Source organism: Methylobacterium sp. Leaf87 (genome assembly GCF_001422775.1).
Classification (GTDB): domain Bacteria; phylum Pseudomonadota; class Alphaproteobacteria; order Rhizobiales; family Beijerinckiaceae; genus Methylobacterium.
Window position 1 is genome coordinate 385,666 of sequence record NZ_LMMI01000001.1, and the last position, 19,335, is coordinate 405,000.

Annotated in this window: 16 protein-coding genes (1 of these 16 only partly in view); 5 read left to right on the forward strand and 11 right to left on the reverse strand. The window is 71.3% G+C overall.

The window, feature by feature from the left end; translation table 11 throughout:
* Window positions 1–47: 47 nt before the first annotated feature.
* The gene (locus tag ASF22_RS01785; RefSeq protein WP_056260868.1) at window positions 48–1,895 is read left to right on the forward strand and encodes a flagellar hook protein; all 1,848 of its coding nucleotides are present in this window, start codon (window positions 48–50) and stop codon (window positions 1,893–1,895) included.
* Window positions 1,896–2,004: 109 nt separating this feature from the next.
* Here the strand turns inward: ASF22_RS01785 and ASF22_RS01790 are convergent, their stop codons facing one another.
* Window positions 2,005–3,051: a PAS domain S-box protein gene (locus ASF22_RS01790; RefSeq protein ID WP_056170598.1), complete on the reverse strand. Its 1,047-nt coding sequence runs from the start codon at window positions 3,049–3,051 to the stop codon at window positions 2,005–2,007.
* Between the two features lie 198 nt (window positions 3,052–3,249).
* Window positions 3,250–4,254 carry a D-glycerate dehydrogenase gene (locus tag ASF22_RS01795; protein ID WP_056170601.1) on the reverse strand — a complete coding sequence of 335 codons (1,005 nt, stop codon included), beginning with the start codon at window positions 4,252–4,254 and terminating at the stop codon, window positions 3,250–3,252.
* Window positions 4,255–4,545: 291 nt separating this feature from the next.
* On the opposite strand from ASF22_RS01795, the gene ASF22_RS01800 reads away from it, so the two are divergent.
* Entirely contained in the window at window positions 4,546–5,160 is a 615-nt protein-coding gene (locus ASF22_RS01800; RefSeq protein ID WP_056170604.1) for an SH3 domain-containing protein, read from the forward strand.
* A gap of 85 nt (window positions 5,161–5,245) precedes the next feature.
* On the opposite strand, the gene irr is transcribed toward ASF22_RS01800, so the two are convergent.
* Window positions 5,246–5,752, reverse strand: coding sequence for a Fur family transcriptional regulator Irr (irr, locus tag ASF22_RS01805; RefSeq protein ID WP_056170762.1), 507 nt, complete (start codon window positions 5,750–5,752; stop codon window positions 5,246–5,248).
* Between the two features lie 334 nt (window positions 5,753–6,086).
* Here irr and fabA point away from each other — a divergent pair, with 334 nt between their 5' ends.
* The 3 genes from fabA to fabI all read left to right on the forward strand — a co-directional run bounded on the left by fabA (window position 6,087) and on the right by fabI (window position 9,188).
* Window positions 6,087–6,653 carry a 3-hydroxyacyl-[acyl-carrier-protein] dehydratase FabA gene (gene fabA / locus ASF22_RS01810; RefSeq protein ID WP_056260871.1) on the forward strand — a complete coding sequence of 189 codons (567 nt, stop codon included), beginning with the start codon at window positions 6,087–6,089 and terminating at the stop codon, window positions 6,651–6,653.
* A gap of 87 nt (window positions 6,654–6,740) precedes the next feature.
* Window positions 6,741–7,967: a beta-ketoacyl-ACP synthase I gene (gene fabB, locus ASF22_RS01815; protein WP_056260872.1), complete on the forward strand. Its 1,227-nt coding sequence runs from the start codon at window positions 6,741–6,743 to the stop codon at window positions 7,965–7,967.
* A 390-nt stretch (window positions 7,968–8,357) separates the two neighbouring features.
* Entirely contained in the window at window positions 8,358–9,188 is an 831-nt protein-coding gene (fabI, locus tag ASF22_RS01820; RefSeq protein WP_056170615.1) for an enoyl-ACP reductase FabI, read from the forward strand.
* Window positions 9,189–9,265: 77 nt separating this feature from the next.
* On the opposite strand, the gene ASF22_RS01825 is transcribed toward fabI, so the two are convergent.
* From ASF22_RS01825 to ASF22_RS01860, 8 genes are all read right to left on the reverse strand, one after another.
* Window positions 9,266–9,703, reverse strand: coding sequence for a hypothetical protein (locus tag ASF22_RS01825; RefSeq protein WP_056170618.1), 438 nt, complete (start codon window positions 9,701–9,703; stop codon window positions 9,266–9,268).
* 90 nt (window positions 9,704–9,793) lie between these two features.
* Window positions 9,794–10,606 carry an ethanolamine ammonia-lyase subunit EutC gene (gene eutC / locus ASF22_RS01830; RefSeq protein WP_056260874.1) on the reverse strand — a complete coding sequence of 271 codons (813 nt, stop codon included), beginning with the start codon at window positions 10,604–10,606 and terminating at the stop codon, window positions 9,794–9,796.
* The gene (locus tag ASF22_RS01835) at window positions 10,603–12,000 is read right to left on the reverse strand and encodes an ethanolamine ammonia-lyase subunit EutB (protein WP_056260876.1); all 1,398 of its coding nucleotides are present in this window, start codon (window positions 11,998–12,000) and stop codon (window positions 10,603–10,605) included. Before ASF22_RS01835 ends, eutC begins: the two co-directional genes overlap by 4 nt.
* Before the next feature lie 95 nt (window positions 12,001–12,095).
* A complete protein-coding gene (locus tag ASF22_RS01840) occupies window positions 12,096–15,716 on the reverse strand; it encodes an AsmA family protein (RefSeq protein ID WP_056260878.1) in 3,621 nt (1,206 codons plus the stop codon).
* Between the two features lie 166 nt (window positions 15,717–15,882).
* The gene (locus tag ASF22_RS01845; protein WP_056260880.1) at window positions 15,883–16,638 is read right to left on the reverse strand and encodes an SDR family oxidoreductase; all 756 of its coding nucleotides are present in this window, start codon (window positions 16,636–16,638) and stop codon (window positions 15,883–15,885) included.
* A gap of 52 nt (window positions 16,639–16,690) precedes the next feature.
* Window positions 16,691–18,025: an FAD-binding oxidoreductase gene (locus ASF22_RS01850; protein WP_056260881.1), complete on the reverse strand. Its 1,335-nt coding sequence runs from the start codon at window positions 18,023–18,025 to the stop codon at window positions 16,691–16,693.
* Window positions 18,022–18,453 carry a GtrA family protein gene (locus ASF22_RS01855; RefSeq protein ID WP_056260883.1) on the reverse strand — a complete coding sequence of 144 codons (432 nt, stop codon included), beginning with the start codon at window positions 18,451–18,453 and terminating at the stop codon, window positions 18,022–18,024. Before ASF22_RS01855 ends, ASF22_RS01850 begins: the two co-directional genes overlap by 4 nt.
* On the reverse strand, window positions 18,450–19,335 hold the 3' portion of the coding sequence (locus tag ASF22_RS01860; RefSeq protein ID WP_244474178.1) for a UbiA family prenyltransferase. The gene runs 521 nt beyond the window's last position; 886 of the gene's 1,407 nt are visible here — the last part of the coding sequence; its start codon lies beyond the right edge, outside the window — the gene reads right to left on this strand; its stop codon occupies window positions 18,450–18,452. Before ASF22_RS01860 ends, ASF22_RS01855 begins: the two co-directional genes overlap by 4 nt.

Genomic DNA, 19,335 nt, shown 5'->3' on the forward strand with positions numbered 1-19,335 from the left:
GCTGTCTCCAAAAACGGAGACGCACCGATCAGAATGGATCGAAACCAATGTCCTCAGGCATCACCCTTTCGGCCGCGACCCGCCAGAACCTGCTCTCGCTGCAGGGCACCGCGGACCTTCTCTCGACCACCCAGAACCGCCTCTCGACGGGCAAGAAGGTCAATTCGGCCCTTGATTCGCCGGTCAACTTCTTTACCGCCCAGTCGCTGAACTCGCGTTCGTCCGGCCTGTCGAGCCTCCTCGACGGTATCGGCAACGGCATCCAGACCATCCAGGCCGCCAACAAGGGCATCACCAGCCTGACCAAGCTGACCGATCAGCTGAAGTCCACCGCTCAGCAGGCCCTGTCGGCCACGGCTGCGTTCACTGCCAAGGCGTCGCTTACCTCCACCACGCTCACGGGCGCCGTGGATTCGAACCTGCTCTCGACCGGCCCGACCCAGGCTGCCGGTGGAGCGCTAGGAACTGGAACCGCGACGGCAGGCGTGAAGACCGGCACCGTCGCCCTTGCGACCGCCGGCGCCATCACGACCGCGCTCGGTACCGGCAAGTTCCAGATCGATGGTGTCGACATTAGCATAAAGGACACCGGCACCTATACCGTCGCGGCCTTGGCAACTGAGATTTCGTCACAGTTGACGGCGGCGGGATCCACTGCATCTGTAGCGCCAAACGCTGGTAATAACCTTGTGGTCACCGGTTCGACAGATGGCGCCGCTGTTAGCATCGGTGGCACTGATGCGGCTACTCTTTTTGGCGCGAACCCCGCCACCACTATAGCCAACTCGTTTAAGCCTATTCAAGCGACCAAGGTTGCGGCCCTCGGCTTCGCCGATGGCGACACCTTCTCGGTAAATGGTTCGAACGTTACCGTCTCGAAGTCCGATACTTTGGCGACTCTTTCTGCGAAGGTTGTCGTCGCAACGAACGGTGAAGTGAAAGCTAGCTTCTCCGACACAAGTCGCCAGTTTACTTTTGAGGCCAAAGACGCCAAAACTTCGGTGAACCTGGGAAATGGCTCGACCGGAACGGCTCTTGTTGCCAACCTCGGCTACACCACGACCACGCAGTTTGCTTCGGGCAAGGGCAACGGCACCCCCTCGGCCCTGAACAACGATACGCTGACGGTCACCGTCGGCACGGGCACGACCGCCAAGACGGCTTCGTTGTCTTTCGGCACCGGCGCCGGGCAAATCTCGACCCTCGACCAGCTCAACGAGAAGCTCGGCACCGCGAACGCTCAGGCCACCATCGACGCGGCCGGCAAGATCTCGATCTCCACGACCAACGATTCCGGTTCGCAGGATCTGAGCGTCAGTGGCACGTCGACCGGAACCGGCAACACCTTCCTGTCTACGTCGTCGAAGGCCACCATCGGCGGCGACGGCCTCACCGCCCGCAACAAGCTCGTCACCGACTACAACAACCTCCTGACCCAGATCGATCAGCTCTCGAACGACTCGGGCTTCAACGGCGTCAACCTGCTGAAGGGCGACCAGCTCAAGGTCTCGTTCAACGAGGCGCAAAGCTCGTCGATTACCGTTCAGGGCAAGGCAACGAGCTCCGACACCCTCGGCCTCAAGGCCGTGACCAGCGACAGCTTCAAGGACAACGCCTCCATCAACGAGGTGTTCAGCTCGATCCGTTCGGCCGGTGACAGCCTCAAGTCGCAGGCCTCGACCTACGCCTCGAACCTCTCGGTAGTCCAGAACCGCCAAGACTTCTCGAAGAACCTGATCAGCGTCCTCGACACCGGTTCGGCCAACCTGACGAACGCGGACCTCAACGAGGAAGCCGCCAACTCTCAGGCCCTGTCGACCCGCAACTCGCTTGCAATCTCGGCACTTGGCCTCGCCAACACGGCGCAGCAGGGCATCCTGCAGCTCCTCCGCTAAGCCAAACCCCGCCGGCCTTCGGGCCGGCGGTCCGGACGACGACGAAAGGCCGGGGCGGTGCGCCCCGGCCTTTTCGCGTTCGAGCACCGGCGTCGACGGAAAAGTCCGCCTACTCCACCGGCGATACCAGCACCTCGGGCAGCTGGAGATGGAGCGGGTCGTCCCGGGTGCCGAGGCCGCGCGCGGCGATCTCGGCCTGGGCGGCGTAGGCGGCGATGAGGCGGGGCCCGAGGTTCGGCACCTCGACCTTGCCCGAGGGGGCCCCCTCGGCGTTGCTGCCGGAGACGATGGTCAACCGCACGGGTCCGCCCACCGGCGCGTCGATGACGAGGCTGATGGCGCAGGCGACGGATTCGGACGTGGTGTCGAGGCACTCCGACACCACCTCGGCGACGATCATCCCGAGGGCGTTCGCCGTGCGCGGCTCGACGAGGCTGGTGCCGGTTCCGCCGATGGTGACGCCGATGCGCCCGGCGCGCCGCAGCTGGCCGAGGCCGGAGGCGAGGCGGTGGAGATAGTCGCGCAGGTCAATGGAGGCGATGTGGGGCGCCTCGTGCAGGTGCTGCTGCACCAGGGCGATGGCCCGCACCCGCTGGCCCAGGGCCTCGAAGCTGCCGCGGCAGGGGGGCGGCGCCGCCCGTCCGTAGAGGCCGATGAGGCTCACCATCACCTGCAGATTGTTGCGCACGCGGTGGTAGACCTCCGCGAGGAGCGCCTCCTTCTCCACGAGGGCGCGCTCGGAATGCTCCCGCGCCTCCTTGCGCTCGGTGATGTCGAAGCTCGTGCCGATGTAGCCCTCGAACGCGCCGTCGCGGTGGAGCGGGCGGCCGGTGTCGAGGAGCCAGCGATAGGCGCCGTCGTGGCGGCGCAGGCGAAACTCCACCGTGAACGGGTCCCGGGCGGCGAGCGCCGTCTCGAACACCGACGCGTGGGCGGCCTCGTCGTCCGGATGGAGGCCGCGGCGCCAGCCCCGGCCCCGCTCCTCGGCCGCGTCACGGCCGGTGAAGGCGAGCCAGGATTCGTTGTGGTGGACGGCGTGGCCCCGCGTGTCCGTGCGCCACATCATCAGAGGCACGAAATCCGCGAAGCGTCCGAAAGGGTCGCCCGCCACCGCGTGGCCCGGCCCTGCCTCGCTCAACGGGGTGTCCGCGGCCATGTTCGTCCCGATCTACCGTTTCACACTGGCCCCACCACGCGCCAGACGCCGGTCAACGTGCCGTCCCCCGCCCCGTTCCGATTCGCCCTGCGGGTTCGGCGGTTGTCCCCGTCGAACACGGGAAAGCCCCTGCAGATGCCCTTGCAAGAGAGGCCCTTGCAAGAGAGGCGCCGAACGGCAGGTCCGGCCCCGGGGGCCTCAGAGCATGCTGGGCAGGATGCGGTCCGGCGGGCGGTGGCCGTCCATGAAGATCTTGATGTTGATGATCACCTTCTCGCCCATGTCGGTGCGGCTCTCGTGGGTGGCCGAACCCATGTGCGGCAGCAGCACCACCTTGCCGGCGCGCGCGAGCTTGACGAGGCGGGGGCTGACGGCGGGCTCCTGCTCGAACACGTCGAGGCCGGCCCCCGAGACGTCGCCGGCCTCGATGAGGCGGGCCAGGGCCGATTCGTCGATCACCTCGCCGCGGGCGGTGTTGACCACGATGGCCTCGGGCTTGAGCAGCTTGAGGCGGCGGGCCGACAGGAGGTGGTAGGTCGCCGGCGTGTGCGGGCAGTTCACCGACACGATGTCGACGCGCGCCAGCATCTGGTCGAGGGATTCCCAGTAGGTCGCGTCGAGGTCGCGCTCGATGGTGCCCGGCACCCGGCGGCGGTTGTGATAGTGGATCTGCAGGCCGAACGCCTTGGCGCGGCGCGCCAGCGCCTGACCGATGCGGCCCATGCCGACGATGCCGAGGCGCTTGCCGGTGATGCGCCGGCCCAGCATCCACGTCGGCGACCAGCCCGAATCCCAGGCGTCGTCGGGAATGATGCGCGCGCCCTCGGTGACCCGCCGGGCCACCGCCAGGATCAGCGCCATGGTCATGTCGGCGGTGTCTTCCGTCAGCACCCCGGGGGTGTTGGTGACGGTGATGCCGCGTTCCAGAGCGGCGGCCACGTCGATGTGATCGACGCCGTTGCCGAAATTCGCGATGAGGCGCAGGTTCGGGCCGGCCTGGGCGAGGAGCCCCGAATCGATCTCGTCGGTCACCGTCGGCACGAGGACGTCGGCCTCGCGCAGGGCGGCCGCGAGGGCCTCGTGGCTCAGGGGTTTGTCGTCGGTGTTCGGACGGATCTCGAAGAGTTCGCGCATGCGCGTCTCCACCACCTCCGGGAGACGCCGGGTGATCACGACCAGCGGCTTGCGCTTGAGCGACTGCATGCACCCTCCTCGATGCGAGCGATCCCCGGCGCGCCCTGCTCGGGTCCGGTCGGGTCGGCTCGCCCATGTTCCGGCCCGGCACCGGCGTGGCGGCTTACCGCGCGTTAACCACGCATCGGCCAGAACCACGTATCGATCCGGACGGATAGACGCGACGGGGGTTGGAATGGGCGGCAACCCGCTCTCCAGCCCCGACGGCCTCTCTACCAGAGAGGCGACGGAACACAATGCGCGCCACGGCGGCCGGGGGCGTCGGCCCGGCCCCGTCCGCGCGGTTCGAGGACATGGACGATGGCGCCTGCCGAGACCCTTTTCAGAACGCTTTCCAACACGCCTGCCCGTGCTTTCGCCCCGGCCCTGCTCCTCGGGTTCGCACTCGCGGCCGGAAGCGCCAACGCGGCACCGCCGCCACCGCCCACGCCGGGCGCCGGCGTCGGTTCGAAGACCGGCCTGCCCCTGCCGCGCTACGCCAGTCTCAAGACCGACCGGGTGAACCTGCGGGAAGGCCCGTCGAAGGATCACCGCACCCTGTGGGTGTTCCAGCGCGCCGGCCTGCCCGTGGAGATCGTCGCCGAATTCGAGACCTGGCGCCGCATCCGCGACTCCGAGGGCACGGAGGGCTGGGTGTTGCATTCGCTGCTGTCGGGGCGGCGCACCTCCATCGTCACGGCGGCCAAAGCGGGCGCGAAAGGCGAGACCAGGCCCGAGACGCCCCTCTACGCCCGCGCCGACGATGCGTCCGGCGAGCAGGCCCGCCTCCAGGCCGGCGTCATCGGCAGCGTGAAGAGCTGCACCGGCGCGTGGTGCCGCGTCGTCGTCGCCCTGCCCCAGAAGGGCGGCGACGTCGACGGCTACGTCCGCCAGGAACGGCTGTGGGGGGTCTACCCCTACGAGAAGGTGGAGTAGGCCCAGCCGCGACCTACGGACAGCCAACGAAAAAGGCCCGGCGAACCGGGCCTTTTTCGTGAACGGGAAAGATGCCTGAAACCGATCAGGCCTTGCGGGCGACCGGACCGCGGCGGCGCAGGCGCACGATCACCTCGACGCCGGCGATCTCCATGCCCTCGGGGGCGTCGGGGAGCGAATCGACGGTGATGCCGCAATCGGGCATGTCGAGAACCTGACCCTCGTCCTCGAGGAAGAAATGGTGGTGCTCGCTCGGGTTGGTGTCGAAGTAAGCCTTCGACCCGTCGAGGGCGAGCTGGCGCAGGAGGCCGGCTTCGGTGAACTGGTGCAGGGTGTTGTAGACGGTCGCCAGCGACACCGGCACCTTGGCGCGCATCGCCTCGTCGTACAGCATTTCCGCCGTGAGGTGGCGGTCGCCGCGCCCGAACAGGAGCCAGCCGAGCGACAGGCGCTGGCGGGTCGGTCGCAGGCCGGCCCGGCGCAGGCGATCGCGCAGGTCGGAGAGCGGGCAGCCGCGCCGTCCGGCGACATCGCCCGACGGATTGGAGGTCCGTGCGTTCAGCATGGCCTGCAGCGGCAGCATGTTGGGAATCGCGGTGGCTGACATTTCACCCAAACTTCGGTCTTCGCAGAGTCGTTTATACGGAACCCGCGTCAGGGCCGCAACCCGAAGCCGCAGCGTTCGCTCCGCGCCGGCCAAGCTGTGGACGCATGACGGGCACGGGGCAGCCCGGAGCCGCCCTGACCCGAGCCCGGCTGCACGCGGGATCGCCCCGGGCCGGCGAAATCCGCATGGGGGACGCACGCACCTTTGAGGCGCTGTGACGCTGTGTTAACGAAGCGCCGCCTTCCTGCCCGGTCCGGCCTCGCGAGGCTGCGCGTCGCGCCCGGCGGACACCCCATCCTCGAGGACCGATCCCCTCATCATGTCTTCCGTCTCCGATCCCACCGCCCCCACCGGCACCCCGGCCCCCGCCCGGGCGACGCAGTACTCCTACGAGGACTTGCTGGCCTGCGGGCGCGGCGAGCTGTTCGGAGCCGGCAACGCCCAGCTGCCCCTGCCGCCGATGCTGATGTTCGACCGCATCGTCTCCATCGGCTCCGAGGGCGGCGCCCACGGCAAGGGCCACGTCCTGGCGGAATTCGACATCCGGCCGGACCTCTGGTTCTTCGGCTGCCACTTCAAGAACGATCCGGTGATGCCGGGCTGCCTCGGCCTCGACGCCCTGTGGCAGCTCGTCGGCTTTCACCTCGGCTGGCTCGGCGCCCCCGGACGCGGCCGTGCGCTCGGCGTCGGCGAGGTGAAGTTCACCGATCAGGTGCTCCCCACGGTCACCAAGGTGGTCTACGGCATCGACATCAAGCGGGTGCGCCTCGGCAAGCTCGTGCTCGGCATCGCCGACGGCTGGCTCGAAGCCGACGGCACCCGGATCTACGAGGCCAAGGACCTGCGCGTCGCCCTGTTTCAGGCGCAGGGCTCGGTCGCCGCGTGACGCCTTCCCGTTGAGATCGGGGCGGCCCCGTCTTAACTGACCATCAACAGGGTGCCGACCGAAGCACCGGCGGAGTAGAAGCGGTCCATGCGGCGTGTCGTGATCACCGGGATGGGCATCGTCTCGTCCATCGGCAACAACACCGACGAGGTCTTGGCCTCCCTGCGCGAGGCCAAGTCCGGCATCGGGCACTCGGCGTCCTATGCCGAGCACGGCTTCCGCAGCCAGGTCGAGGGTCGGCCGAGCCTCGACCCCGAAGGCGTGGTCGACCGCCGCGCCATGCGCTTCCACGGTGGCGGCACCGCCTGGAACCACGTCGCCATGGATCAGGCCATCCGCCAGTCCGGCCTCGAGCCGGGCGACATCTCCAACGACCGCACCGGCATCATCATGGGTTCGGGCGGCCCGTCGACGAAGGTGATCGTCGAATCCGCCGCCATCGCCCTCGACAAGGGCCCGAAGCGCGTCGGCCCGTTCGCGGTGCCCAAGGCCATGTCCTCCACCGCCTCGGCGACCCTGGCGACGTGGTTCAAGATCAAGGGCGTGAACTATTCCATCGCCTCGGCCTGCGCGACCTCGAACCATTGCATCGGCAACGCCGCCGAGATCATCCAGGGCGGCCGCCAGGACATCATCTTCGCGGGCGGTTGCGAGGACCTCGACTGGACCCTGTCGGTGCTGTTCGACGCCATGGGCGCCATGTCGTCGAAGTACAACGACACCCCGTCCCGGGCCTCGCGCGCCTACGACGTCAACCGCGACGGCTTCGTCATCGCGGGCGGGGCCGGCGTGCTGGTGCTGGAGGAATACGAGCACGCCAAGGCACGCGGCGCGACGATCTACGGCGAGATCGCCGGCTACGGCGCCACCTCGGACGGGCACGACATGGTCGCGCCGTCGGGCGAAGGTGCGGTGCGTTGCATGCAGCAGGCCATTGGCGGCCTGAAGGGCGCCCCCATCGACTACATCAACCCGCACGCCACGGCGACGCCGGTGGGAGACGCCAAGGAGATCGAGGCGATCCGCGAAGTCTTCGGGAAAGGCGAGGCCTGCCCGCCGATCTCGGCGACGAAATCGCTGACCGGCCACTCCATGGGTGCCACGGGCGTGCAGGAGGCGATCTACTCGCTCCTGATGATGAACAACGACTTCATCTGCGAGAGCGCGCATATCGACGAGATCGACCCGGCCTTCGCCGACATGCCGATCCTGCGCCAGCGCCGGGACGGGGCCAAGCTCGGCCACGTCCTGTCGAACTCCTTCGGCTTCGGCGGCACCAACGCCACCCTGGTGCTGAAGAACGTCGACGCCTGACACTTCGAAACCGGACTCCTGGAACTTCAGGAGTCCGACTGCGTTTTCCCTGCAACACGCAAGGACGAAACGCATGCTGTGGTTCACCCTGGGCACCGTCGGTGGATTGGCCGTCACCGGTCTGGCGGCCGTCTACGCCAAGCAGGCCCTGATCGATTGGGCGCGCGCCGACACCAACGGGTATTTCTAGCCGCGTTCGCTCGGCGCACGACGACCAAGCCTCATATTTTTCCGTGAGAGCCGCTTCCGTGACGACGGAATCGGCTCTTTGTCGTTGGGTGGCCGCGTTTTCCCCACGTTCGTCGGGTCCACCGGACCGCGAAACGCTCTAAGCTCCCGTGACAGGGATCAGAGCGACGGCCGGAACGGGCCACGCCCACGGGGAAACGCATGACGGGTTTGATGACGGGGAAGCGCGGCCTCATCATGGGGGTCGCCAACAATCACTCCATCGCCTGGGGGATCGCCTCCGCCTTGCACAAGCATGGCGCCGAACTGGCGTTCACCTATCAGGGCGAGGCCCTGGGCCGCCGGGTGGCTCCCTTGGCAGCCTCCCTCGGCTCGGACACCGTGATCCCGTGTGACGTCGAGGACATCGCCTCCGTCGACGCCGTGTTCGAGGCCCTGGACAAGCGGTTTCCCGAGGGCATCGATTTCGTCGTCCACGCCATCGGCTTCTCCGACAAGAACCAGCTCAAGGGCCGCTACGTCGACGTCACCACCCGCGAGAATTTTTCGCGGACCCTGACGATCTCGTGCTTCTCCTTCACGGAGATCGCCCAGCGCGCGGCCAAGCGCATGCCGCGCGGCGGGTCGCTCCTGACCTTGACCTATGGCGGCTCGACCCGGGTCATGCCGAACTACAACGTGATGGGTGTGGCCAAGGCCGCCCTGGAAGCCTCGGTGCGCTACCTCGCGGGCGATCTCGGGCCCGACGGGATCCGGGTCAACGCCCTCTCGGCCGGCCCGATGCGGACGCTCGCCGGCGCCGGCATCGCCGATGCCCGGCTGATGTTCAACCACCAGAAGGCCCACGCCCCGCTCCGCCGCACGGTGACCCAGGAGGAGGTCGGCGGCTCGGCCGTCTACCTGTTGTCGGACCTCTCCGGCGGCGTCACCGGCGAGGTCCACTTCGTCGATTCCGGCTACAACATCATTTCGATGCCGCGCCCCGACGTGCTCCAGGCCCAGGACGAGGCCGGCCTGATCGACGCCGTCTAGGCTCGGTTCGGCGGGAGGTCGCGGAACTCGGCCCCTGTCCCGCAAAGGGGGAGCAGGGGCGTGGTCCGGTCCCCCGCTCAGTCCTCTGCGTCGGACGGACGCTCGATGGTCGGGGCCGCCGGCAGCGTCACGACCGAGCGATGGGCCGCGGGCCGGATGAGATCGTCCGACGGGATCAGGGTGATGCTAGCCGAGACGAGACCCGCCATGGCGCGGAGCTCGTCGGTCTGGCGCGGGTCGCGGGCGACGGCGGATGCCTCACGCTCCAGGCGGACGTTGCAGGCCCGGGACGGCAGACCGCCGGAGGGCGTGCAGGCGTCGTGGCGGGCGCAGGCAGCGTCGAGGGCGTCGATGGGCGGCAGCGGCGCGTTGTTGCCGGGGCCGCAATAGTTGCCGTGGACCAGCAAGGGGCGGTCGAGGCCGGCGGCGGGCTGTGCCGTGGCGGGGGAGGCCAGGGTCGCGGGCAGGGCCAGCGCGGCCAGGAGTGCGAACGGAGCGGTACGGGAGAGGATCATGGAGCGTAGACCATAGGTTGAGCAAACCACCCCCTCAGGTGATCTGTTGCGGCGTCCGTCCTTCGAAGGACGCTACCCCGTCTCAAGTTTTCAGCCCTCCGTCGGTTCCGAGGCCGGGGGGTCGCCGTTCGCCACAGGTGAAATCGCGGGGGCCTTGCTCGGTCCGGTTGCGAGGGCGGCGCTCTCCTTCAGAGCAACGCCCGTCACCCCGCGCCGCAGGGCTTCGCGGACGAGCCAGACCAGGGTGTCGGCCGCCCGCTCCGGGGACAGGCCGCCCCGGCCGTGGATGTTGGAGATGCAGTTGCGCTCGGAATCGCGGCGGCCCGGCCGTGGCGCGTGGGTGAGATAGATCCCGAGGCTGTCGGCGACGCTGAGGCCCGGACGCTCGCCGATGAGGACGGCGCAGAGGCGCGCGCCGAGCGCCTGCCCGATGGGATCGCCGAGGGCGACGCGGGCTTGGCACGCCACCACGATGGGCCCCACCGACACCCCGTCGAGGCGGGCGAGGCAGGCCTGGACCAGGGGCGCGGCCTGGGCCTGCACCGCGATCGCCGACAGGCCGTCGCCCACCACGAAGACGAGATCGACCGGGCCCGCCCCGCCTCGGAGGGGCGTGTCGGGGTCGAGGATCCGGCCGAGGTCGGGCCGGCGCAGGTAGGTCGCCCGGTCGGGCGCGGCGCTGCGGACCTGCAAGACGGAATGGGGCTGCAACGCCGCCGCCAGGGCCTCGGTGTCGAGGGCGGCGTGGACGGCGTCGCGGGCCTTCGCGTGGGCGAGCTGGAAATCGAGGACCGCGTCCAACGGCATCGCGTCGCCCCGGCGCCCCAGCCCGATGCGGGCCGAGGTCGCCGCCCGCAGGGTCGCCCAGCGATCGCCGGCGGGGACGGGCGCGTCGTCGCTCACGCGACCCGGCTCGCGCGGTCCATGAGCCGGGCGAGGCTCGGATGCCGGGGTTCGAGTTCGCGGATGCCGCCCTCCGGCGTGGTCAGGCCCATGCGGTCCAGCCACGCCTCGAATTCGGGGGCCGCCCGGACGCCCAGGGTAGCGCGCAGGGTTAGCACGTCGTGGAACGACAGGCTCTGGTAGTTGAGCATGATGTCGTCGGAGCCCGGCACGGCGATGAGGAAGCTGCAGCCCGCCACCGTCAGCAGGGTCATCAGCCCGTCCATGTCGTCCTGGTCGGCCTCGGCGTGGTTGGTGTAGCAGACGTCGCAGCCCATCGGCAGGCCGAGCAGCTTGCCGCAGAAATGGTCTTCGAGGCCGGCGCGGGCGATCTGCTTGCCGTCGTAGAGGTATTCCGGGCCGATGAACCCCACCACGGTGTTGACGAGGAGGGGCCGGAAGGCACGCGCCACCGCGTAGGCGCGGGCCTCCACGGTCTGCTGATCGACGCCGTGATGGGCGTCGGCCGAGAGCGCCGCGCCCTGGCCGGTCTCGAAATACATCACGTGGTCGCCAACCGTGCCGCGCTTGAGGCCGCGCGCCGCGTCGTGGGCCTCGGTCAGCACCGCGAGATCGACCCCGAAGCCCCGGTTGGCGGCTTCCGTGCCCGCTACGGACTGGAACACGAGATCGACGGGCGCGCCGCGCTCCAGGATCGGCAGGGCATTGGTGACGTGGGTGAGCACGCAGGTCTGGGCGGGGATGTCGTAGTGCTGGCGCAGCTCGTCCAGCATCACCATCAAGTCGCGGGCGTTCTCGACGCTGTCTGTGGCCGGGTTGATGCCGATGCAGGCGTCGCCGACGCCGAACAGCAGGCCGTCGAGGACGGAGGCCGCGATGCCGCGCGGGTCGTCGGAGGGGTGGTTCGGCTGGAGCCGGGTGCCGAGGCGGCCGGGCAGGCCGAGGGTGGTGCGGAACGCCGTCACCACCCGGCACTTGCGCGCCACCACGATGAGGTCCTGCGCCCGCATGAGCTTCGAGACCGCCGCCACCATCTCGGGCGTCAGGCCCGGCGCCAGGGCGGCGAGGATCTCGGGCGTGGCCGCATGGGACAGGAGCCAGTCGCGAAAGCCCCCCACGGTGAGGTGCGCGATCGCGGCGAAGGCCGCCGCGTCGTGGGTGTCGAGGATGAGCCGGGTGACCTCGTCCGCCTCGTAGGGCACCAGGGCCTCGGCGAGGAACACGCGCAGCGGCAGGTCGGCGAGCACGCGCCGAGCGGCGATGCGCTGGGCATCGCTGGTGGCCGCCAACCCGGCCAGCTCGTCGCCCGAGCGCAGGGGCGAGGCGGCGGCGAGCACCTGCTTCAGGTCGGCGAAGGTGTGGCGCTCGCCGCCGAGATCGCACCGGTAGGCCATGGCCGTTTCCCCCGCGCCGAGACCGTACGAAGCCACAACCCGGGCGGGGTGTCGAGGTCGCCCGACGCGATCCCGTGCGTCCGGCGCGCGCGGCTTCAGGGCTGCGGGGCGGGCGCCGGCTCAACCGCTGGCTCCTGGCGCCGGGCCGCCTCGATTTCCTGGCGCCGGGCCGCTTCCTCGGCCTCGCGGGCGCGGGCCTGACGCGCGGCCTCGGCGGCACGCTCCGCGGCGGCCTTGAGGCGGGCCTGACGGGCGGCTTCCTCCGCCGCGAGCTTCTCGGCCAGCGCCTTCTCGGCGGTCAGCTTGTCCGCATAGGCCTTCTCGGCGGCGGCACGGGCCCGGTCCATCTCGACGCGGGCGCGGCGGCGCTGGCGCTCGGTCTGGTCGGCCTCCATCGCTTCGATGCTTTCGAGCTCGCGTTGCAGCACGAGGGTGGCGAGACCGTTGGTCGAAGGACCCGCATCGACCTGGCGTTCCGGGTTCGCCACCGGCCCGGAAAAGCCGAGCTGGATCGCCGGCGGTCCTGCGGTCCAGGCTTTCGGCGCCGACGCCGCCGTGAGGGTGCCGCGCGCGTCGAGGCGGCCAGTCCGCAGGTCGAGGCCGAGGGTGCCGTTCCAGCGCGCGGGCCCGAGATCGAGGGTCAGGGGGCCGCCCCGCAGGGTTCCGCCCACCAGGGTGACGGGCGTGGTGACGGGGCCGGGGGCGATGAGCGGCGCCTTTCCGAGTTCCTCCGTGACGAGGGCCTGGAGACGGCCTTCGCGCAAGGGGTCGTCCTCGGCGAGCGCCCGGTCGAGGGCACGGGTCAGGCCCATGGGGTCGGCGCCCGGCAGGGTCAGGTCCGCGAGGGTGAGGGCGCCGCTGCCCCCGAGGTTGTTGGCCAGGGCCGCGAGGGTCTCGCCCGAAGTGCCGAACCGCAGGGTCGCGCCGAGGCGCCCGGAGACCGGACCGGTGCCGACGAGGCCGGCGAGCCCCGCCTCGCTCAGGGTCCCCTCCCCCGCCACGGCGGCCGCGCCGCCCTGGCGCGACAGGGTGACGGCGCCCGTGAGCCGCCCGCCCGCCAGGGTGCCGGCGAGGTCGGTGAGGCCGAGGGTGCCGTCCTCCCAGCGCGCCGTGAGGGTGGTGCCGGTGGCGACGTGGCCGCGTCCGAGGTCGAGGCTGTCCACCGCGAGGGCGAGGTCGATGCGGGGGCGGACGGGCGGCGGGGCGGCAAAGCGCACGAACGCCGCGTCGGCACCGGCCTTCACCTCCGTGGGGATCACCAGGGCGGCGGCGAGCGCCGGCAGGGACAGGCGCCCGAGCTTGGCGCGCCCGGAGATCTGGCCCTCCGGCGCGATCCCGATCTCGGCCGAGACGGCGGTTCCGGCGAGCCGCCCGGTCACGCCCAGGCGGGCCTCGTCGCCGGCCCGCGACAGGGCGACGGTGAGGTCGGCCGGCAGGCCGATGGGAAGGGGCGCGGTACCGGAGACGAGGGGCACGAAGGGGGCGATGTCGGGGCTGCCGAGGCGGATCTCGCCGCTTCGCGCAGCGCCGTACCCGGCCCCGGCCTCGGGTCCGAGTAGGATCGGCCGGGTGGTGGCGAGGGTGAGGTCGGCCACCGTTCCCGTCACCGAGAGGACGAGCCCGGCGGCCTCGCCCTCGGGTCCGGCGGCGCGGGTGCCGGCGAGATGGAGACGGGCGGGCCGGGCCAGCGCCGGAAGGTCGGCACGGCCGAACCAGGTGGCGGCGGACGGGGCCGCCAGGGTGAGGTCGAGGCTCGCGATGCGGCCGGCGCGGCTCACGAGGTCGAGGTCGAGGCTGCCGCCCGCCGCCTGTCCCTTGGCGGTGGTACGCAGGGTGTCGGGGGCGCCCGCGTCGCGCTGCAGGGTCAGGTCGAGATCGAGGGCGCGGTCGCGAAACGCCGGGGGGACGAGCCGGCTTTCCGCGATCCACACCCGGTCGAGGAGGGCCATCAGCGGCGCGGCCACGGGGGCCGAGACGCGGCCGGCGATGCGCCCGGCCCCGTCGGCGTCGATCCGGCCGGACAGGCTGGCGTTGGCACCGGCGAGATCCGTCACGTCGAGGCTGTCGATGGCGAGACTGGCCCCGTCCGATTGGATGCTCGCCGCGATGGTGCCGTTGCCCGAGGCCACGCCCGCCGGGCCGTAGCGCACGTCGCGGGCCTGGAGCACGAGGCCGAAATCGTGGCCCTGGAGGTCGGCCAGGGCCCCGCTGAACGACGGCAGGGCGGCGATGTCGACGCCTTGCGCGGCAAGCTGCGCATCGACGCGCCCGCGGGCGCCGGGCTCGGCGGCGCGGTAGCGCGCGTTGCCGGTGATGCGCGCGGTGCCGAGGTCGAGGCGCAGATTGCGCAGAGACACGGAGAGCGGCGCGGCCGAGAGGTCGGCGGAGGCGACGATGGGGCGGCCGTCCATGAGGGCGACGCCCGGACCCTCCACGCCGAGCTTGCCGAGATAGCGCCCGAAGGCCTCCGAGGCCGGCGCGTCGAGACCGAGGCGCCCGGTGAAGCGGAGCCCCGGATCGGCGTCGATCTCGCCCGACGCGGTCAGGGCGGCGGCCCCCGGGGCGGTGACGGCGAACCGCTTCAGGAGGAGGCCGCCCGAGCGCTCGAAGGTGCCGGCCAGGGCGAGGTTCGACCAGTCGTCGAGGCCGAGCGACAGGCTGTCGACGGCGAGTTCGACATCGACGCTCACCGGCAGGCTGATCCCGGCCTTCGGCGGGCCCCGCGCGATGAGGGCCTGGCCCGCGGCCGAGAGCAGGAACGCGTCGAGGTCGAGGCGGCGGGCCCCGAGCGAGAGGGCGGCGCGGCCGTTGCGGGCATCGACGCGGCCGGAGCCCGACAGGCGCAGGGCGCGGCCACCCGGATCGATGTCGAGGTCGAGGGCCTTGAACCGCGCGGTGGTGCCCCGCGCCGTGAACGCACCGGCGAGCGACACCGGCAGGTAGGCGCCCGCCGCCTGGGCCGGCGGACCGATGACGAGGCGGGCCGTGCCCTCGGCCTGCGGGATCACGGCGCGCTCGCCCGGCCCCGCGGCCTCCGCGCCGGCCTCCGCGAGGGACAACTTCGCGTCGATCTCCGCATAGGGCTGGGTGTCGCCACCCGCCGAGAGCTTGACCGGAAGGACGCCCTCCGGCGTCGGCTCGCCCGTGGCGACCCGGAACGGCACGCCCCGGCTGGTGCCCTCCGCCCGCCACGGCCCGGTGAGGCGCGGGGCGGAGACCCGCACGCCTTCCGCGTAGATCTGGTCGGTGCGGCCCGTCGCCGGCACCTGGGTGGTGATGAGGAGCTGGCGGACCTGGAGGTCCTCGATGGCGAGGTCGCGGTCACCGAGCCCGCCCGTGAGATCGGCCGGCACCAGGATCGCCTCGCCCTCGGTGACGGGCAGGCGGATCTCGGCCCGCCCGATCCGGGTCTCGGTGAACCGCACGGCGCCGGTGATCAGCGGGGTGAGCGCCACCTCGGCCTTCACGAAATGGAGGTCGAGGGCGGGCCGGTTCGGTGCCTGCCCGAGGCGCAGGCGATCGAAGCGCAGGCGCGGCGAGGGCAGGAGCCGGACCTCGAGGCGGCCGGCGCTGCGGGCCGGCAAGCCGAGCGACCGGGACACCAGGCCGTCGATGAGGCTGCGCTGCCCCTCCCAGGCCACGAAGGGCGGGATCGCGAGGGCCGCGACGAGGAGGAGGACGATGAGTCCCGCCAGCGCGGTCAGGATGTCACGCACGCGCGTCTCGTTCCGCAGCGCCCCCGGAGGCGGGGCCGTACCACGGGATCCACGTCCCGTCCGAGGGGCGGCATACCACACCCGCCGGGCTTGTGCGTACCCGTGGCGGGTGCAGGCGCCCGCTCCCGACGCCGCCCCACCGGGACGCGGCGTCGGCGCCGGCGCGTCACAGCTTCAGGCGTTTGAACACCGGCTCGGGGATGGCGCGGATCACCATCATCACCAGGGCCCAGACCGGGCGGACATAGACCACGTCGCGCCGGGTCACCTCGGCGCCGCGAAACAGGGCGGCGGCGACCTCGGCGGCCTCTGCGGTCAACGGCTTCGGCAGCGGCATCCCCGCCGTCATCCGGGTGCGGACGAAACCGGGCTTGACCGTGAGCACGTGGACGCCGCGCGCGGCGAGGCGGTTGCGCAGGCCCGACAGGAAGGCGGTGAACCCGGCCTTGGCCGCGCCGTAGACGTAGTTCGACGCCCGCCCGCGCTCGCCCGCCACCGAGGAGACGCCCACCAGGGTGCCGGAGCCCCGCGCGGCGAAGTGTTCGGCGAACAGGCCGAGCAGCAGGGCCGGCCCCTCGAAGTTCGACCGCATCACAAGGGCGGCGTCCGCCAGATCGGACTGCGCCCGCGCCTGATCGCCGAGCAGCCCGACCACGCTCACCACCGTGTCGGGTAGGCGCGGCAGATCGCGGACGAAGGCCGGGAAGGCCGCCGTGTCGGTGATGTCGAGGGCGACGACGGGAACCGGGCGGCCCGTGCGCGCCGTGAGGTCGGCGGCGTTGCGGGCGGCGCCCGCCGCATCGCGGGCGGCCAGGATCACGTCCCATCCGGCCCCGGCATAGGCCAGGGCCGTGGCATGGCCGATGTCGGAGGTGGCGCCGACGAGGAGCATGGCTTTGTTGGCGGGAGAGCTTTGGGTCATGCGGCCTCGGACGGGCTGGACGGGGAAGTACGGCGGCCCGGCGGAACCCCGCTCACAGGCCGAGGCGCCGCGACAGGGCGGAGGCGATCCGGCCCTCGGCATCGATCTCCCGCCGCAGGGCGCGAAACCGCGTCGCGGCCGCGCCATAGCCCGCCTCGAAGGTGTCGCGGCTCTGGCGGGCGTCCTTGGCGAGGTAGAGCCGCCCGCCCGCCGCCCGCACGATGGCATCGAGGCTGTCAAGGAGGGCGCGGTTGGCGGGATTGGCCGGGAAATCGAGGGCGAGGGTGTAGCCGGGGAGCGGGAACGACATCAGCCCGCCCCCGGGTCCGAGGAGCTTCAGCACGGCGAGGAACGAGGGCGCCGCGTGGGAGACCTGGTCGAGGATCGCCGCGAGGGCGTCCCGGCTGCGCGCCTTCGGGATCACGCATTGGTGCTGCAGGAAGCCGCCCGCACCGTAGATGCGGTTCCAGTCGCGTATCCCGTCGAGGGGGAAGAAGTACGGCGCCCAGCCGACCAGGCGGTCCGGCCCAGCGCCGGCACGGCCGCGTGCGTAGTAGAGGGCGTTGAAGGCCCCGACGCTCCAGCGGTTGAGCGTCAGAGCCGGCAGATCGAACGGCACCGTCAGGGCGCCGCGCCGCGCCGGCGGCAGGTGCGGTGCATCGGGGGCCAAGTCCGCGAAGTCGGCCAGGGTGGCATGCTCGCCGCGATAGATCAGGGCCCGTCCCTGTGCCGACCCACGCGCGAGGCCGTCGATCCAGGCGACGGCGTAGGTCGAGCGGTCGGCGGCTTCCAGGGCCGCCAGGGCGGCGTCGAGGTCGGGCGCCGCGATGGTCCTCTGGCGGATCCAGCCGGTCTCGATCCGGCGCAGGATGAGGGTCGCGCGCAGGATCGTGCCCGTCAGCCCCATGCCGCCTATGGTGGCGGCGAACAGGTCCGAGCCCGGCTCGCAGGTGCGAGCCGTCCCGTCCGGCAGGGCCAGGGTGAGGTCGCGCAGGTGGGCGCCGAAACCCCCGGCGCCGTGGTGGTTCTTGCCGTGGACGTCGGCCGCGATGGCGCCCCCCACGGTGACGAAGCGCGTGCCCGGCACCACGGCGGGGAAGAATCCGCGCGGCAGGAAGGCGTCGACGATGTCGGCGAGCAGCACCCCGGCCTCGACGGCGAGGTGCCGGGTCTCCGGATCGAAGGCGATCATCCGGTCGAGCCCGCGGAGCGCCAGGGTGGTGGTGCAGCCGAGCGCGGCGTCGCCGTAGGCCCGTCCGTTGCCGCGGGCGATGAACCCGGTCTCGGCCCGGTGGATCGGCGCCACGTCGCCCGGTGCCCGCACGGCGAGGAGCCGCGTCGCCCGGCGCGGGGTGCGGCCCCAGCCCGCCAGCTCCTGCGTGCTCATGGGGCGCGCGGCCCGAACACGAAGCGACGGTCGAGGCCGTACTTCACCGTGTAGCCGAGGCCGAGTCCGACGAGGGCGCCCGCATACTTGGCCTGCGCGGTGCCCCAGATCGCGAAGAATCCGAACTCGAAGGCCCAGAACACCAGGGTGGTCGCCACGCTGAACAGGCCGTAGAGCGCGACCTTGCGGGCCTCTTCCGTATGGGTCCGCGAGGCGTCGAAGAACACAAGATGCTTGTCGAGGAGGTACTTGGCCACGAACCCGACGCCCGTGCCCATGACGAGGGAGGCCAGGAGCGGCGCCGCCGGGGCGATCCGGACGGTGGCTTCCTGCGCCAGCAGGTTGGCCGCCGTGGCCAGCACCGCGAAGCCGAGATAGCGCAGACCGAGGACGAAGGGCGCGGGGGCGACGGCGGCGGCGGCGCTCATATGGCGGCGAGCACCAGGGCGCCCACGGTCGCCGCCGCGATCAGGCTGACGCGGTCGCGCAGGGCGAAGACGATGGGATCGTCGTGCATCATCCGGCGATGGGCGAGGAGCAGCGCGCGCGAGATCCAGTACAGGATCACCGGTCCGACGCACCACAGCAGTTTGGGCCGCGAATACAGCTGAGTCACCGCGTCCGAAGACAGGTAGAGCGCCAGCACCACCACGGCATTGTAGCCGGAAGCCGCCGCCAGGGCGGCGACGATGGGCAGGTCGGAGAGTTCGTAATCGCGGTTGGCCGGGCTCGGCAGCCCGCGGTCGAGGCGCGCCGTCAGTTCGGTGTAGCGCTTGATCAGCGCCAGGGACATGAACATGAACAGCGCGAAGGCGAGCAGCCAATCGGACACCACGGCGCCGACGGCGACGGCGCCGCCCACCACCCGAACGGTGTAGAGCCCGGCCAGCGTCACCACGTCGATGAGCATCTTACGCTTGAGGACGAGGGAATACGCGAGGGTGAGGGCGAAGTAGCCGAGGATCACCCCGGCGAACGCCGTCGAGACGGCGAGGCTCACCCCGAGGGCCGCGGCGAGCAAGAGCGGCACCGCGCCCATGGCCGCCCGCAGGGGCACCCGGCCGTCGGCCAGGGCGCGGTGGCGCTTCGTCGGATGCGCCCGGTCGGCCTCGAGGTCGATGAGATCGTTGACGAGGTAGACGCTGGACGCGCAGAGGGAGAACGCCACGAAGGCGAGGAGCGCGGCGAGGAAAGCCGGCCCGTCGAAGCGATGGGCCATGAGTGCAGGAACGAACACCAGGGTGTTCTTGGCGTATTGGTGGACCCGCAGGAGCCGGGCCCAGATCCGCGCCCGCTGCGGCCATCCGGTC

Excerpts from the sequence above, each read along its gene's own strand:
- ASF22_RS01785 (WP_056260868.1), top strand. The coding sequence starts at position 48 with ATGTCCTCAGGCATCACCCTTTCGGCCGCGACCCGCCAGAACCTGCTC.
- ASF22_RS01790 (WP_056170598.1), bottom strand. The coding sequence starts at position 3,051 with ATGGCCGCGGACACCCCGTTGAGCGAGGCAGGGCCGGGCCACGCGGTG.
- ASF22_RS01845 (WP_056260880.1), bottom strand. The coding sequence starts at position 16,638 with ATGACCCAAAGCTCTCCCGCCAACAAAGCCATGCTCCTCGTCGGCGCC.
- fabB (WP_056260872.1), top strand. The coding sequence starts at position 6,741 with ATGCGGCGTGTCGTGATCACCGGGATGGGCATCGTCTCGTCCATCGGC.
- ASF22_RS01855 (WP_056260883.1), bottom strand. The coding sequence starts at position 18,453 with ATGAGCGCCGCCGCCGCCGTCGCCCCCGCGCCCTTCGTCCTCGGTCTG.
- fabI (WP_056170615.1), top strand. The coding sequence starts at position 8,358 with ATGACGGGTTTGATGACGGGGAAGCGCGGCCTCATCATGGGGGTCGCC.
- ASF22_RS01825 (WP_056170618.1), bottom strand. The coding sequence starts at position 9,703 with ATGATCCTCTCCCGTACCGCTCCGTTCGCACTCCTGGCCGCGCTGGCC.
- ASF22_RS01835 (WP_056260876.1), bottom strand. The coding sequence starts at position 12,000 with ATGGCCTACCGGTGCGATCTCGGCGGCGAGCGCCACACCTTCGCCGAC.
- ASF22_RS01795 (WP_056170601.1), bottom strand. The coding sequence starts at position 4,254 with ATGCAGTCGCTCAAGCGCAAGCCGCTGGTCGTGATCACCCGGCGTCTC.
- fabA (WP_056260871.1), top strand. The coding sequence starts at position 6,087 with ATGTCTTCCGTCTCCGATCCCACCGCCCCCACCGGCACCCCGGCCCCC.
- ASF22_RS01850 (WP_056260881.1), bottom strand. The coding sequence starts at position 18,025 with ATGAGCACGCAGGAGCTGGCGGGCTGGGGCCGCACCCCGCGCCGGGCG.
- ASF22_RS01800 (WP_056170604.1), top strand. The coding sequence starts at position 4,546 with ATGGCGCCTGCCGAGACCCTTTTCAGAACGCTTTCCAACACGCCTGCC.